Genomic DNA, 13,475 nt, shown 5'->3' with positions numbered 1-13,475 from the left:
TTGATAATGCCTGATTTTGACCAACGGTTAAATCGGTTATAAACCGTTTTCCAGGGACCGTAGCGTTCAGGCAAATCGCGCCACGGCGCACCTGAACATAACACCCAGAACATCCCATTCATCACACGGCGGTGTTCAACATGTGGACGTCCTGCCTGCCCTGAACGAACAGGGGGCAAACAAGATTCTATCAATATCCAAGCATCATCAGAAATGTCGTAACGTGCCATCATTTTGTTCCTGCATCGAAATCAATCAGATAATAATACTATTAATTGATATTAAGGGACACAGCCTAGTTAACAATTTGGGGTTCGTAACGTAGACTTGCTGATCACTTATACTTTGCCTTTTGGATGTTATACATGGCAAAGATTGATGTAGCCTCTCCCCGGTATAATATTCCTTGTTCACTACTATGGTTAGTTGGATATCTACTTGATGGGTGTGTTGCATTTTCGTTAAGAAAATATGCGCTTTATGTTCGAAAAACATACTTTTAGTGATCTTTCCCTAACCACCTGGCGCGATAAGACCGGAAGTGTTTCAGCCACTCAACATCTGAAAGCTGATTCAAACTGCTCCGGGCATATTAAGGCCGAAGAGGCGTCCGAATACGCTATGTGAAGGAATGTCGTTTTTCAGCGGCAAAATACGGCGGAACCCAATAAGACAACTAATAAATAGACAGGCTACCGCCTTGAGAATTCGTTCCCAAAGTCTGATGCTAATAGCCCATAAAAAGCACAAAAAAACGCAAATGTTTATTTGTGGCTGTAATTAAACCAATAATTGGTTGGTTTTCACACGATTAAAAAAGGATTAAAAAAGAATACGGAACATATAAGCAAATTGAATCTAATTAGTCAATCTAATGAATTGTAATTTAGACACTTGTTCTGTTGCATTAAGCGCTGTTTGGATAATATTGCATTTTTTTATTGGTTGAACTGACGATGTCCCTGATTCGAGAAGCATTCAAACGTCTGCACTATTTTGTTGATATCATCGCTCAGTGTGTTCGCTGATATCTGGCCTATGCGCTGAGCCTGCAAGAAATGATGGCGGAGAGTGGGATTGCCGTTGATCATTCCCCGCTCTCTCGTTGGGTTCATTGTTTAGTTCCGTTGATGATTAAACGTTACCGGCGTAGTAAGCCCGCTGTTGGGCGTCGGTGGCGCATGGATGAAGCCTGTATCAAAATCAAAGGATAATGGCGTTACCTTTGCCGGGCAGTGGATTCGAGCTGATTTTTTGCTGACGGCTCATCGGGATAAGAAGACCGCACTGCGTTTCTTTAAAAAGACGATGCGTCAGTATGGGCAGCCTGACGTGGTGACCATAGATTTTATGCTCTATATTGGAGTGTAATTTTCATTCTTTTCATGTTGAATTTTTTATCGTCATCCTCTCTGGTTTTGCCCAGTATGCTTCCTGGTATCGGGTAATCATATGATTAGACTCTAATCACTACTGAATAAGTCGCATTTCTGTGTCTGTTGTTTTGTCAAGCAATTCGATAGTACTGAAAAGTATGCCAGACACAGTGCTAAATAAAACAAGGATGTTGTGTGGTATGACAACTGAAATCTCTCCTCTGTCTTCGACGTCTGAAGCTGAGATTGACAGCTTTCAGCAAGCGGTTTCTCAAAAGACCCAACCTAGATTGTTGTTAAAAAAATGTTTGGGGTATCTGTCAATATTGCTTGTTATTGTCAGCATAGCGTTGCTGGCATTCGTGGTACGGCAGCAACATCATCAGTTAGTGGAATTTCAGTCATTAATGCGAAATGGATCATTCCAGCATTTGCCTGATGAGGTGCAAAAGCTGCACGAACGGCTTGATAAAGCGGATACCGGCTTTGTCTCCCGTCAGGACTGGCAAATTCAAAATGACCGATTTCATCAGGTATTGATAGCTCAACAGGGTTCCGTCAACGACCAACAGAAACCGCTGGTACAGTCAGTGACTGATTTAAGCCGTGCGCATCAGGATCTTACCGAAGCAGTGAGTGTATTGAAAAATACCGTGAAACAGCAGGAAATGCGCGTTGACGCATTAATCGCGTGGAAATCTCAGCAGGAAAAGTATTCTGGTAAAAAAGCGGGCACACCTGACCGGGAGGTTCTTCGAGCGAAGAAACGGATAGTTGCCCCTTTCATGCTTTCTGGTATTGAACGTCGGGGAGAACAAGTTTATGCCGTTATTATTCCACGAGACACAGATCCTCATTCTCAAATATCTCAAATGCGCTTACTGACCCCGGGTGAAAGTGCATTTGAATGGACGTTGGTCAGTATCTCCGATCATCAGGCTTTGTTCCAGGTACAAGGGCACCGTCAAACCCTGTCAGTCAATGGAGGATAATGATGAGAAAAGATTTTTTCAGCCAGAGGAAGGGGGTGGTGCTGATTGGCGTTGTTATGTCTCTGTCAGCTTCGGCGGCACAGGTTGCTATCTCTGAACAGACAGAGACGGGAATGAAAGCGACTCAGCAACAGGTCATGCAGGCTGAAAACCACCGTATTCAGGCGCAAATGTGGGGGCTGACAGAAGCAGAGTTTCAGCGTTATCAGCAATTGATGCAGGGACAACGAGGCATTCAGTCTCCTGGGCTCGATCCGTTGAGTGCATTGGGTATTGAGGCAGAAACAGTACAGGCGCGTCAACGTTATGCCGAACTGTGGGTTAGGCAGGAATATGTTCGTACTGAAAAGGAACTGGCGTTCCAGCGGGCGGTGGATGCGGCCTGGAAGCGTCTGGCACCGAATATTTTGCCGGTTAATTTAGGGAAGGGGGACGGAATCGCACAGGGTAATCAAGAGCGGCTGGTGTTATTTGTGAAAGAGGATTGCGCGGCTTGTGATGCCCGGCTGGCTGCTGTCTTGTCAGCTGACCGTGAGGTGGATATTTACCTGGTAGATAGCGAAGGCAACGATGATGTTTTACGTACCTGGGCAGGTAAACATCATATTCCCTCAGAAAAAGTCCGTAGCCGAAAAATCACGCTTAATCATGACAAAGGGCGCTGGCGACAATTTGGTCAGGGGAAAATGCCGGTCGTACTACAACATGAGAATGACGGATGGCGTGTGGTGGCATTTTGAGTCTCGCTGTGGCGGGAAGTCTCTTTTGGGTGACAGAAGGTATGGCCGCGGCGGTAAAACAGGTTGTTCCGCCTGGGTACCAGCAGATTGCGCGGGTGCATGGCGTACCCGTTGAAATGCTTTATGCGTTGGCACTGGCTGAATCGGCAAAACGTTTGCCACAGGAGAAACATGAACGCCCCTGGCCGTGGACGCTCAATGTGGCTGGAAAAAGTTATCGTTATGCAACCCGACAGGCGGTCTGGCAGGCGTTGCAGGGATTTATGCGCAGCGTACCCCTCAAACGTATTGATGTGGGGATTACTCAAGTGAATTTAGGCTGGAACGGCCATTATTTTCGTTCTTATTGGGATGCCTTGGACCCCTATACTAATCTTCATGTGGCAGCTCGTATTCTGAAAACCTGTTATCAATCCAATCCGGGTAGTTGGTTGAATGCGGCAGGCTGTTATCACCATCCCGCTGGCGGTCAACCCGCGAGTAAGTATCGGAAAATCGTCGCACGTAAACTGAGTACGCTGGAGACCCGATATCCTGTTTTGTCCACCAATATTGCTGTAGTTAATACGACACAGACCTGGATTGAACCGAAGGAAAAATAAAGAAGATGTTAATCCATAACTTAATCCGTTATCGCTGCCGTTTATTTTTAATGATGATGATATTGACGCCCTGTTCTCAGGCTGCACTGACTATTGTGGCTGATTTAGGTGGACAATCTACAGCAGCGTATTTTGATGCCATTAACGCTCAGGACAATGAACCGACGACTTCTTCAAATACGGAGGCGACCCCGCCAGATTTGACCGAAGGGGGCATGTTACCGGTGGAAACGCCGGAATTGTCTCCCGGACCTGTTGACGTTCGTCCGTTGCAATTGCCAGGAATGGGAGCGTTGTTCATGATTGGGGATGATGCCCTGTCAAAACAGTGGTTGAAGGAAAATTTGGTTGGCCTTCGGAAAAAGCAGGCGGTGGGGTTGCTGGTTAGTGTGCGGGATAAAGCACAACTGGATGAACTGCGTCAGCTTGCAGAGGGATTGGTATTAGCCCCCGCTTCCGGCAGTGATTTGGCTCGTCGTTTGCGCTTACAGCATTATCCAGTGTTGATTACCGATACTGGCTTAACCCAGAAGGTGCGTTGATGTGGCCCCGTCATCCTATATTATCCGAGCTGGTGTTACCACACAGTTTCCCGGTGCTTTTATTGGGATTGTTGTTGGCAATTGTGGTGTTATGGCGGGCTAGATGAGCGATCGTTATGTGATTGAAGCACGGTTACGTCCGGCTGTTGAGTTGAATACCGCTGTTGTTTCGGCGGTTGCCGCCGGTGTCTGTATCGTAGCGCCGTGGGCTGTGGCATTGTCACCATCGGTCAGTTATGTCATGGCGGCAGGTTTTGGCATGTTATCAGGTCTCCGATTCCGGCAGGGGTTACATATACTGAACTACCGGCGCAATATCCGACGATTACCCCGTTATGTGATGGCCAGCCACCAGGTACCCGTCAGTCATCAGAGATTGTTTCTGGGGAAAGGGTTTCTTTGGCAACAAAAACATACACAACGATTTCTGGATACCCTGCGCCCGGAAGTCGAACGTTATGTTCAACCTTCCCGGTATTATCAATTAGCGAGGGCATTTGAGCAGCGGTTTGAGTACCCATTGCCCTCTTTATGTCGTCTGACGCAACGTGATTCCCCGTGGAACCCGGTGAGGCCATTGCCGCCGGTGGGGGGCAATCCAGCATTGCATGGCATTGAACCGGATGAAGTCAATGTGTCAATGGATTTGCGTGAGCGGGTCGGGCACATGTTGGTCCTCGGTACAACCCGTGTTGGTAAGACCCGGCTGGCAGAGTTACTCATCACGCAGGATATCCGGCGGGGTAATATCACGATTGTGTTTGATCCGAAAGGGGATGCAGACCTGCTCAAACGCATGTGGGCGGAAGCGCATCGTGCCGGGCGGGAAGATGAGTTCCAGGTGTTTCATCTGGGCTGGCCGGATATTAGTGCTCGCTACAATGCTGTTGGGCGTTTTGGTCGGGTTTCAGAAGTTGCTTCTCGTATAGCAGGACAATTGAGTGGGGCGGGTAACAGTGCCGCTTTTCGTGAGTTTGCCTGGCGTTTTGTCAATATCGTTACTCGTGCTTTGGTGGCTCTGGGGCAGCGACCAGATTACACCCTGATATTACGTTATGTCACCAATATTGGCGAACTGTATGAAACTTATGCTGAAAAAATTATCAGGCAATGCCTGCCTGTGTTGTGGGAGCAGGTGGAGAAAAGTCTGGGTCTGCTGACGGAAGACGATTTGCCACGCAATATGCAGGGACAGACGAATGCAGTGAAAATCTGGGCGATTGAAATGGCACTAAGCTCAGACGCGGGGAAAAAACTCTACGATCCGATACTGGACGGGTTGCGCAGTGCGGTTCGCTATGATCGCACCTATTTTGACAAAATTGTGGCATCCCTGTTGCCATTACTGGAAAAGCTGACCACGGGGAAAACAGCTGCACTGCTGGCACCAGATTACACGGATATGAACGATCAGCGTCCCATCTTTGACTGGCAACAGGTCATACGTAAGAAAGGTATTGTGTATGTAGGACTGGATGCTTTGTCGGATGCAGAAGTCGCTTCGGCAGTGGGTAATTCCATGTTCGCGGACCTGGTTTCTGTTGCCGGTCACATTTACAAATTTGGTCTGGATGACGGTTTACCAGAAGGCAAAACGAGAAAACTCCCCATTAGCTTACATTGTGATGAATTCAATGAGCTGATGGGCGATGAATTTATCCCGCTGATTAACAAAGGGGGTGGTGCCGGGATAGAGGTAACCGCTTACACCCAGACTTTGTCTGATATTGAAGCACGTATTGGCAGCAGTGCTAAAGCGGCGCAGGTAACAGGAAATTTTAATACTCTGGTTATGCTGCGGGTCAGGGAAAATAACACCGCCGAGCTGCTAACCTGTCAATTGCCAGAGGTGGAAGTGTACACTAAAACTTTGGTCTCCGGGATTACCGATATTTCCAGTCCAGAGCAAGGCGGTCATTTTACCTCTAATACTCAGGATCGGGTTAGCACGATCAGAACGCCGTTAATTACCCCTGCCGAGGTGATTAATCTGCCGAAAGGTCAGGCATTTGCTTTGCTTGAAGGGGGACGGTTATGGAAGATCCGTATGCCGCTGCCAGCAGCCGATGATGATGACCTGATGCCGGCAAGTCTGCAAAAAATCGCTGATGATATGCGTAAACATTACCGTACCAGTGAATCCTGGTGGTCAGCGGGCTCAATGCCAAGTGACAGTCAGATTGATTTCAATGTGATGTTAAATCCAGCGGTGCTGACGCCTGATGAGGAAGCTGACGATGACGCAGCAGAAAGCTAAATCGCCTCAGATGCCACCGAAAAAATCAGGCCCGTTAAAAACGGCCCTGTGGGAGCTGCCATGGATGCTCATTGGCTTTTTGCTGGTATCGTTGTTTTTTAGTTTGGTTGTTGAATACCTTGGGATAGCCTTTTTCTGGACGGAACAGGGCGAAAGGCACAGCCAACAAGTGATGCTCACGGAAAGCGGTTGGTTGTCTAAAGAATTTACCCGCAGCTTACTGTTATCAGAGCCCGCGACTACGCTCAGTATAGGGTTAAAATGGAGTTATCAGTGGGTGTTTGTAGACAGTGGTGCACTGGACTGGATTAACCAACAACATACAGTACAAGCTCGGAGCCACTATGAAATGGTGAGAGAGTTGAGCGATTGGAGTGTATTACTGGCGGAAAGTTTGCGGAAGTACCTGCTGGCAACGGTATATGTGACCGTAACCTTTATTATCCGGCTCACTATTCTGGTGTTGTCTTTGCCATTGTTTGTGATGGTTATAGGCGTTGCTGTCGTTGAAGGACTAAGCCGACGTGACTTGCGACGTTATGGTGCCGCTTATGAGTCGAGTTTTGTTTATCATCATGCCAAACGGTTTGTGAAACCGGCGTTTTGTGTACCCTGTCTGTTATATCTCTCCTGGCCATCGGCAGTGTATCCTAATTTATTATTGTTACCCGCAGCTCTCCTATTAGGGATCGCTATTACTGTGATGATGAGTACTTTTAAGAAATATCTTTGAGATAAAAGCAGTATGATGTGGATTGGTTGGTAAAACGTCTCAAGTACCTCTTTAATAATAGTAAGAATGATTTTATGCCGCTGAGAGAGATGGCCTCCAATATGAGGCCAACGGTTATAACATTTCCTTAGCAGTATATTGGTTACTCCTCATAATGACACGGAAGATGGATACAGTAACCAAATTGAGGGGAAATCCCTTTTATTCCCTGGGAGTGTTTTCATCATTATGACTGAGTTCTGCTTCCAATTCCTCAATGCTTGGCAAGCTGGATTTTAAGTCCTCTGGCAATGTACGGGTTAACTCATAATCCGAAACGCCAATTGGTTTTTGAATACCGCGCAAGGCATATTCGGCCAGTATCCGGTCTTTGGTCTGACACAAAATCAAACCTATGGTGGGCTGATCAGTGGAATGTCGTAGCTTTTCATCGACCACCGAACAATAGAAATTCATCTTACCGGCATGTTCAGGCTTGAATTCTCCTCGTTTCAGCTCGATCACAACGAAAGCCCTCAAAGTCAGATGATAAAAAAGTAGGTCAATGTAATAATCTTGTTCGCTTACGGTAATACGATATTGCCGCCCCACAAAAGCAAATCCCTCGCCGAGTTCAAGTAGGAATTTTTCAAGGTGTTTGAGCAGCTCCGTTTCCAGCTCACGTTCTTTGAAGGGTTCCGATAGGGTGAGGAAATCGAAAACATAGGGATCCTTCAGGGTCTGCTGTACCAGCTCCGATTGAGATACGGGTAACCGGTTCTTGAAGTTGCTGACAACCGAACCCTGCCGGGCATAGGCATTGCTTTTGATCATATGAAGCAGGGAGTCTCGGCTCCATCCTTGTATCTGAGTTTGTTCTGCATACCAGAATCGCTCGGTTTGATCCTTTATCCTCTCAATCAGCAGAATGTTATGACCCCACGGCAATTGTGCCACAGGTTGTGGCACAATTGTCGATACGGGCTTTCCGGAACCTTGTTGCTCCATTCGTGGCAAGGCGTACTCCCGGTAGAAACGTAACATGCGCTTCAGGTTCCTTTCTGAGAAGCCTTTGACCTCTGGCAATTCATTAACAATATCCCGTGCCAGCTTCGGGATGATCCCCGCTCCCCACCCCTGTTGCTCCTGACGCTCATGGAGCATGTGACCGATGTCCCAGTACATCTGGATTAGTTCAGCATTGACGGACTGAGCGGCTCTGAACTGACCCCCACGGATCCGTTCCTTTACATCGGTGAGTAACGAAGTGTAAATCTGTAGTTCTGATGTCATGATTATCTTGTTTCTTTCAGTATTTTGTAGACGGTGAAGCGGTTAATATCCAGTTGCCTGGCAATCTCAGAAGCCCCAAATCCCTCATCTTTCATTATCAAAACCTGTTGTCGGTTTATAGACGGAACCTGACGCCCTTGGCTTCGATTCGCCCTTCGTTGGTTTGTTCCAGTCTCCGTTGCCGTTCGGTCTGAGCCACTGTTGACCGGATAGTGCTCCTGTCGTCCAAGAACCAGACGGTTACATTCATCTCAAGCAGGTAATAGTTGTGTTCAGTAGTGATATGAGAAAATATCAATTATCAACCCGCTTATTTTAAGTGAGCCAGGATGTTTATAGCTCTGTTTCAACCTTAAATTCAAGTATCCAAAATTTTTAAAATCAGATAAACAATTATTCACTGTAATCGTTACCCTTTTTCGTCACTCTGTTGATGTATATATCTACGCTGATTTAGGGTAATGCTATGGTTTATTTCCGTTTATTTTCCCATAGTCTTTTTGTCCTGACGATACTAATGAGTTGGCCTGTGCTGGCTGGGGAAAAAGATGAGCTGGCCACCACACTCAAACAGCTTGATCAGGTGCAGGCCAGTTTGGAACGTGCCCGGGTTTTGGCCATTCAGGGGGGGCAGGCAGACCGTTTTTATTTTGATTATCTACGTGCTAACCGGGACCTCAATATTGTCCGTGAAGGCATTAACCGCTATCTGACCCCCTCCCGTGCCCAACCTGGGATTTCTGCGGTTGCGCTGGATGTGACCGGTCAATATCGTCAGGAGCGAATCCGGTGAACGAGGTACAACGCAATGCATTCAGGGCAGCTTCCGGCAATCTCGATCCCCATGTGATGCAATTTCTCTGTATCGGTTTACTGATAGCGGTGCTGTTTCTCTGGGCCGCATGGGGAATGGTAGACGTCTGGCAGGGCTGGGCCAATGAAAAGGTCCGTGAAGCGGCGATGAACCGTTTTGTCATTCGTGTGGCGTTGTTGCTGGTGATGGCTATCTGGATGTTTGCCAGCTAATCGGTTTTTTTAACCTGTAATGGAAAAAAGGGAAAAGGAAATGGATTTGTTAAACCGGGGATGTCAGTCACTGTTCCGCCTGTTTGCCCGTATCAATGCCCGTGCAGTGTCACTCAGTGTGTTGGCTTATCTGGTTTGTCAACCTGTGACAGCGGCATTGCCAACGGTTGAACCGCCTTCCAGCGGGAGTGGCGGTGGTATTTTTAATACCGTCAAAGGTTACTTGCAGGACGGCATAGTAATAGGCGGGCTGGTTGTTGCCGCGATCGCGTTTATCAATGTGGCGACCGCGGCAATCCATACTTTTTCTGAAGTTCGCAGTGACAGAGCTTCCTGGACTAAATTTGGCGCGATTGTGGTGGTTGGCGTGGTGCTGTTAGTGGCGGTTATCTGGCTGCTGGGCAAATCGACGTCCATTCTCTTTTAACCCCAGGGAAGTGTCAGTATGGTGCAGACTATTCGTTTTTTACCTGACCGTCTTAACGCTGAACCTGTCGTGTTCCGGGGATTTACTACCCCAGAGCTGGGCTGGACGGCATTAACGGGGCTGATAGCTGGCACGGTCATTGGTTTGTTACTGACACCAGTAACGGGTTGGGTGATGATACCGACGGTGGCACTGATTGCGCCGTTGTTATTGATTGCCTTTGGCGGCAAATACCTGGCCCGGATGAAACGCGGTAAACCGGCGCATTATCTCTATCGACGGCTGGAGGTTAAAAAGCGGCGCTGGGGTCTGGGTGACCCGTCACTGATTATCACATCACAACGCTGGTCATTGCGCCGCCGTCACCGGGTAATGACCCGAATGGGGCGGTTATGAGCCGTTTTCGTCATGCAATTCAAGATCGGGACCAGCATATCCTGACGTTACGCGCGGCCTGTGGTGTGCTGGTTTTGTTGTTGTTGCTGAGTCTGAGTGGCTGGATGATGGTGCCGAGAGCGTTAACCATTTATACGCCGCCGGATGTCCGCAGTGGCAGTACCCGCCCGTGGTGGCAAGTGCCAGTCTCCCAGGTCTATGCCTTTGGCTTTTATATTTTTCAGCAACTGAATGCCTGGCCGAAAGACGGGGAAGTCGATTATCCAGCGAAAATAGCCGCGCTTTCTCCTTATCTGACCCCCTCCTGTCAGGTATTTCTGGAACAGGATGCTCAAAACCGGTCACAAGTGGGTGAGCTAAAAGATCGCGTGCGGGTGGTGTATGAAATTCCGGAACGGGGCTTTCGTGACAGCAATGTGATGGTAAAAGACCGGGATAACTGGGTTATCCGGTTAGATTTAGTCGCCGATGAATATTTTCACGCTGAGCCGGTCAAACGGGCATTGGTACGTTATCCGCTTAAAGTCACCCGTTGGCAAGGGGATGCAGAGCGTAACCCGTTCGGTCTGGCACTGGATTGTTATGACAGCACACCGCAACGGCTGGAAGCAGCATCACCGCCGGTACCGGAGAAAAAGGGGATATTCCAGTGAAAAAACAGGTACTCGTCGAATTATTGGTATTGACCGCATTATTATTCGCCGGGTTGGTTATGGTTTCACCCGCTGAGGCCGTGGAGTTGATGAAGTGGGAGCGTATCCCGCTGCCGGTTGCCTTGCATGTTGGACAGGAGCGGGTGGTTTTTGTAGATAAAAATGTCCGAGTCGGTTTTCCGAGTGCGCTGAATGGCAAATTGCGGGTACAAAGCACCGGTGGTGCAGTGTATCTGTATCCGAGTGAAACGTTTACCCAGACCCGACTGCAACTTCAGGATGTGGAAGGTGGGGAAGTGATTTTACTGGATGTGACAGCTACAAATGGAAAAGATCCCCTTGAGCCGGTTCGTGTGGTGTACCACGGGGACGTGATTACGTTGACGGACGACCATCAGATTCATCATGGTGCCAAAGGGGATAACACGTCAGCAACGTCTCCCTCTCTTGCCGGTGAACGTCAGGCCGCCCGGCGTCAAAAACCGTCCTATACGGCTCCGCTGCCGGTGGTCCTGACCCGTTATGCTGCGCAGAGTCTGTATGCGCCGTTGCGTACAGTAGAAGCTGTTCCCGGCATTCACCCGGTATCATTGGCATTGTCGCCCCGATTGACCACATTGTATCCCTCTGCGCCGGTAATAGTTTCCCCGTTAGGGGGCTGGGGTGTGGATAACTTCACTGTGGTGGCGCTGAAAGTGCGTAATACCCACCGTGAGAATGTAGTGCTTGATCCACGCAGGTTACAGGGGCAATTCATAGCAGCGACCTTTCAGCATCGTTGGTTGGGACCGTCAGGTACGCCGGAAGACACGACTACCGTTTATTTGGTGGTGAAAGGTCGGCCTGACCGTGCTTTTCTGCCTGAACCGGTGAGGTCAAAAACGCCCATGAAGCGACAAGGAAATCCCCATGCAAATTAAGTCAAACGGTCTGGTGAAGTGGGTCGTGCCTGCTTTTGTTATTGCGGGGCTGGTCGTGGGGATCAAGAGTTGTCGGCAATCAGAGACGCCTGTCAGCCAGACAGTGAGTCATCAGGCTTTGGCGGAACTGTCTTCCGGGGAGCTGCGGGCATTGGGGATTGAGGGGGATACCCCGGAAGACACGTTGCGTACCTTGATTGGAGCTTTGCGCAGTGTCCGTGTTCAGCAGGCGGCACTGGAAAAACAAAACGCACAATTACTGGCGGACAATGAGAAATGGCGAAACGGGAGTCAGAGCATGACTGACCAGATTAACCAGGCGGTAGCGGGCTCCCGTGAGGAAACAGAAAAGCAACAGCAGGTATTGAAAGCGGAGCAGCAAACGCTGTTCAGCCGACTTGACCAGTTGACCCGTCAGCTAGGCAATAAAAGCATAAGTACAAACACCCCTCTGGTTGAGCGTGATATTCCGCTGGGATTAGGATTGGACTATACCGGCCAAAATACGGCCTCAGGTGGGGACCGGTTGGTCTGGATTAGTCCACAGGATGGGTTACCGGTTGACTCACAGGTTGCAATGAGCGGGCAGCCAGCGGCTCCCCGTTTTCCCGTGTCATTTCTGGAAGACAATGCATTGCGCCGTCAGAAAGTGGCATACGACGGTATGACTAAAAATCAGCGAGCCATTACCGAGGGTGATACAAACGAGGCTATCCGGCCCGTTTATACCTTGCCCGAAAATACGACGCTGGTCGGCAGCCAGGCGATGACCGCATTATTAGGCCGGGTGCCGGTGAATGACAAAGTCACTGACCCGTATCCTTTTAAGATACTGATAGGTAAAGATAACCTGACTGCCAACGGCATTGAACTGCCGGACGTGGAAGGGGCGATTATTTCGGGTACAGCTACCGGTGACTGGACCTTGTCTTGCGTGCGCGGCAATGTCACCTCTTTCACCTTTGTCTTTGCAGACGGCACCGTCAGAACCGTGCCGAAATCGGATCATCGCATCGATGGCAGTCATCACGTTCAGGATAATCATGGCGGCAGTATCGGCTGGTTGTCTGACGATAACGGTATTCCGTGTATCAGCGGGACACGAAAATCCAATGCAGCCAGTTACTTGTCAACCTTATTTGCTCTTTCTGGTGGTACAGCAGCCGGTGATGTGCTGTCACAGAGCCAGCTTACCACCCAGACTAACGGTTATGGCGGCGCAACGTCATCACTGACCGGGGATGCCGGTAAAGCGGTTTTGGGGCAAGCGGCTGCCGGAGGATTTAAAGCCGTGTCGGAATGGATCAAAGCCCGTTACGGTCAAACCTTTGATGCCGTCTACGTGCCGCCGGGAGCCAGCGTGGCGGTACATATTACCCAACAAATCCCCATTGATTACGACACACAGGGACGCAAGGTGAAATACCCCTTTAGCCTGGAACAGGAGAACAGCGATGGGCTGGACTGAGAAAGTGAATATCTGTGGAGCCGGTATGTGCAGCGTCAGATTGAAATCAGGTTGTTGGGTTTGCCTGCTCG

At 49.0% G+C, this 13,475-nt stretch carries 16 protein-coding genes and 1 pseudogene; 14 read left to right on the top strand and 3 right to left on the bottom strand.

What is annotated here, in order from left to right:
* Window positions 1-230: transposase (locus EAE91_RS22370; RefSeq protein WP_214089593.1), on the bottom strand; the 230-nt coding region annotated here is incomplete at its 3' end.
* 726 nt (window positions 231-956) lie between these two features.
* Here EAE91_RS22370 and EAE91_RS22365 point away from each other — a divergent pair.
* From EAE91_RS22365 to EAE91_RS22335, 7 genes and pseudogenes are all read left to right on the top strand, one after another.
* A pseudogene (locus EAE91_RS22365) lies at window positions 957-1,347 on the top strand (IS6 family transposase); the annotation flags it as partial.
* 229 nt (window positions 1,348-1,576) lie between these two features.
* Window positions 1,577-2,368 (top strand): hypothetical protein, encoded by a 792-nt coding sequence (locus EAE91_RS22360; protein WP_214090382.1) that lies wholly within the window; start codon window positions 1,577-1,579, stop codon window positions 2,366-2,368.
* A gap of 2 nt (window positions 2,369-2,370) precedes the next feature.
* Window positions 2,371-3,108, top strand: a complete 738-nt coding sequence (locus EAE91_RS22355) for a TIGR03759 family integrating conjugative element protein (RefSeq protein WP_214090384.1) — start codon at window positions 2,371-2,373, stop codon at window positions 3,106-3,108.
* On the top strand, window positions 3,087-3,710 hold the full coding sequence (locus tag EAE91_RS22350) for a transglycosylase SLT domain-containing protein (RefSeq protein ID WP_082303110.1): 624 nt from the start codon (window positions 3,087-3,089) through the stop codon (window positions 3,708-3,710). The genes EAE91_RS22355 and EAE91_RS22350 overlap by 22 nt, the downstream gene beginning before the upstream one ends.
* A 5-nt stretch (window positions 3,711-3,715) precedes the next feature.
* Window positions 3,716-4,252 carry an integrating conjugative element protein gene (locus tag EAE91_RS22345; RefSeq protein WP_214090381.1) on the top strand — a complete coding sequence of 179 codons (537 nt, stop codon included), beginning with the start codon at window positions 3,716-3,718 and terminating at the stop codon, window positions 4,250-4,252.
* 103 nt (window positions 4,253-4,355) lie between these two features.
* Window positions 4,356-6,509, top strand: a complete 2,154-nt coding sequence (gene traD, locus EAE91_RS22340; protein ID WP_214090380.1) for a type IV conjugative transfer system coupling protein TraD — start codon at window positions 4,356-4,358, stop codon at window positions 6,507-6,509.
* Window positions 6,490-7,242, top strand: coding sequence for a TIGR03747 family integrating conjugative element membrane protein (locus EAE91_RS22335; RefSeq protein WP_214090379.1), 753 nt, complete (start codon window positions 6,490-6,492; stop codon window positions 7,240-7,242). The genes traD and EAE91_RS22335 overlap by 20 nt, the downstream gene beginning before the upstream one ends.
* Window positions 7,243-7,443: 201 nt before the next feature.
* Here the strand turns inward: EAE91_RS22335 and EAE91_RS22330 are convergent, their stop codons facing one another.
* Together EAE91_RS22330 and EAE91_RS24390 are read right to left on the bottom strand one after the other, a co-directional pair.
* Window positions 7,444-8,514: a PDDEXK nuclease domain-containing protein gene (locus tag EAE91_RS22330; protein ID WP_214090378.1), complete on the bottom strand. Its 1,071-nt coding sequence runs from the start codon at window positions 8,512-8,514 to the stop codon at window positions 7,444-7,446.
* A 2-nt stretch (window positions 8,515-8,516) separates the two neighbouring features.
* The gene (locus EAE91_RS24390) at window positions 8,517-8,609 is read right to left on the bottom strand and encodes an IclR family transcriptional regulator (protein WP_071824090.1); all 93 of its coding nucleotides are present in this window, start codon (window positions 8,607-8,609) and stop codon (window positions 8,517-8,519) included.
* A gap of 371 nt (window positions 8,610-8,980) precedes the next feature.
* Between EAE91_RS24390 and EAE91_RS22320 the strand changes: the two genes are divergently transcribed.
* From EAE91_RS22320 to EAE91_RS22290, 7 genes are read left to right on the top strand one after another with little or no spacing between them, the layout of a single operon-like run.
* Window positions 8,981-9,307 carry an integrative conjugative element protein, RAQPRD family gene (locus EAE91_RS22320; RefSeq protein WP_280520301.1) on the top strand — a complete coding sequence of 109 codons (327 nt, stop codon included), beginning with the start codon at window positions 8,981-8,983 and terminating at the stop codon, window positions 9,305-9,307.
* On the top strand, window positions 9,304-9,540 hold the full coding sequence (locus EAE91_RS22315) for a TIGR03758 family integrating conjugative element protein (RefSeq protein ID WP_011145430.1): 237 nt from the start codon (window positions 9,304-9,306) through the stop codon (window positions 9,538-9,540). The genes EAE91_RS22320 and EAE91_RS22315 overlap by 4 nt, the downstream gene beginning before the upstream one ends.
* A gap of 40 nt (window positions 9,541-9,580) precedes the next feature.
* A complete protein-coding gene (locus tag EAE91_RS22310; RefSeq protein WP_214090377.1) occupies window positions 9,581-9,967 on the top strand; it encodes a TIGR03745 family integrating conjugative element membrane protein in 387 nt (128 codons plus the stop codon).
* A 21-nt stretch (window positions 9,968-9,988) separates the two neighbouring features.
* Window positions 9,989-10,363: a TIGR03750 family conjugal transfer protein gene (locus EAE91_RS22305; protein WP_214085548.1), complete on the top strand. Its 375-nt coding sequence runs from the start codon at window positions 9,989-9,991 to the stop codon at window positions 10,361-10,363.
* Entirely contained in the window at window positions 10,360-11,016 is a 657-nt protein-coding gene (locus EAE91_RS22300) for a PFL_4703 family integrating conjugative element protein (RefSeq protein ID WP_214090376.1), read from the top strand. Before EAE91_RS22305 ends, EAE91_RS22300 begins: the two co-directional genes overlap by 4 nt.
* Window positions 11,017-11,075: 59 nt before the next feature.
* Window positions 11,076-11,936, top strand: coding sequence for a TIGR03749 family integrating conjugative element protein (locus EAE91_RS22295; protein WP_244868991.1), 861 nt, complete (start codon window positions 11,076-11,078; stop codon window positions 11,934-11,936).
* Window positions 11,926-13,404: a TIGR03752 family integrating conjugative element protein gene (locus EAE91_RS22290; RefSeq protein WP_214090374.1), complete on the top strand. Its 1,479-nt coding sequence runs from the start codon at window positions 11,926-11,928 to the stop codon at window positions 13,402-13,404. Before EAE91_RS22295 ends, EAE91_RS22290 begins: the two co-directional genes overlap by 11 nt.
* Window positions 13,405-13,475: the final 71 nt, after the last annotated feature.

The sequence above is a fragment of the Photorhabdus noenieputensis genome (assembly GCF_018448935.1).
Taxonomy (GTDB): domain Bacteria; phylum Pseudomonadota; class Gammaproteobacteria; order Enterobacterales; family Enterobacteriaceae; genus Photorhabdus; species Photorhabdus noenieputensis.
This window is presented reverse-complemented; position numbering and strand designations above follow the sequence as displayed.

Bases quoted from the DNA above. Each gene is read 5' to 3' on its own strand.
- EAE91_RS22360 (WP_214090382.1), top strand. From the start codon at position 1,577: ATGACAACTGAAATCTCTCCTCTGTCTTCGACGTCTGAAGCTGAGATT.
- EAE91_RS22320 (WP_280520301.1), top strand. From the start codon at position 8,981: ATGGTTTATTTCCGTTTATTTTCCCATAGTCTTTTTGTCCTGACGATA.
- EAE91_RS24390 (WP_071824090.1), bottom strand. From the start codon at position 8,609: ATGAAAGATGAGGGATTTGGGGCTTCTGAGATTGCCAGGCAACTGGAT.
- EAE91_RS22290 (WP_214090374.1), top strand. From the start codon at position 11,926: ATGCAAATTAAGTCAAACGGTCTGGTGAAGTGGGTCGTGCCTGCTTTT.
- EAE91_RS22330 (WP_214090378.1), bottom strand. From the start codon at position 8,514: ATGACATCAGAACTACAGATTTACACTTCGTTACTCACCGATGTAAAG.
- EAE91_RS22345 (WP_214090381.1), top strand. From the start codon at position 3,716: ATGTTAATCCATAACTTAATCCGTTATCGCTGCCGTTTATTTTTAATG.
- EAE91_RS22295 (WP_244868991.1), top strand. From the start codon at position 11,076: ATGGTTTCACCCGCTGAGGCCGTGGAGTTGATGAAGTGGGAGCGTATC.
- EAE91_RS22310 (WP_214090377.1), top strand. From the start codon at position 9,581: ATGGATTTGTTAAACCGGGGATGTCAGTCACTGTTCCGCCTGTTTGCC.
- EAE91_RS22355 (WP_214090384.1), top strand. From the start codon at position 2,371: ATGAGAAAAGATTTTTTCAGCCAGAGGAAGGGGGTGGTGCTGATTGGC.
- EAE91_RS22300 (WP_214090376.1), top strand. From the start codon at position 10,360: ATGAGCCGTTTTCGTCATGCAATTCAAGATCGGGACCAGCATATCCTG.
- EAE91_RS22350 (WP_082303110.1), top strand. From the start codon at position 3,087: ATGGCGTGTGGTGGCATTTTGAGTCTCGCTGTGGCGGGAAGTCTCTTT.
- traD (WP_214090380.1), top strand. From the start codon at position 4,356: ATGAGCGATCGTTATGTGATTGAAGCACGGTTACGTCCGGCTGTTGAG.
- EAE91_RS22335 (WP_214090379.1), top strand. From the start codon at position 6,490: ATGACGCAGCAGAAAGCTAAATCGCCTCAGATGCCACCGAAAAAATCA.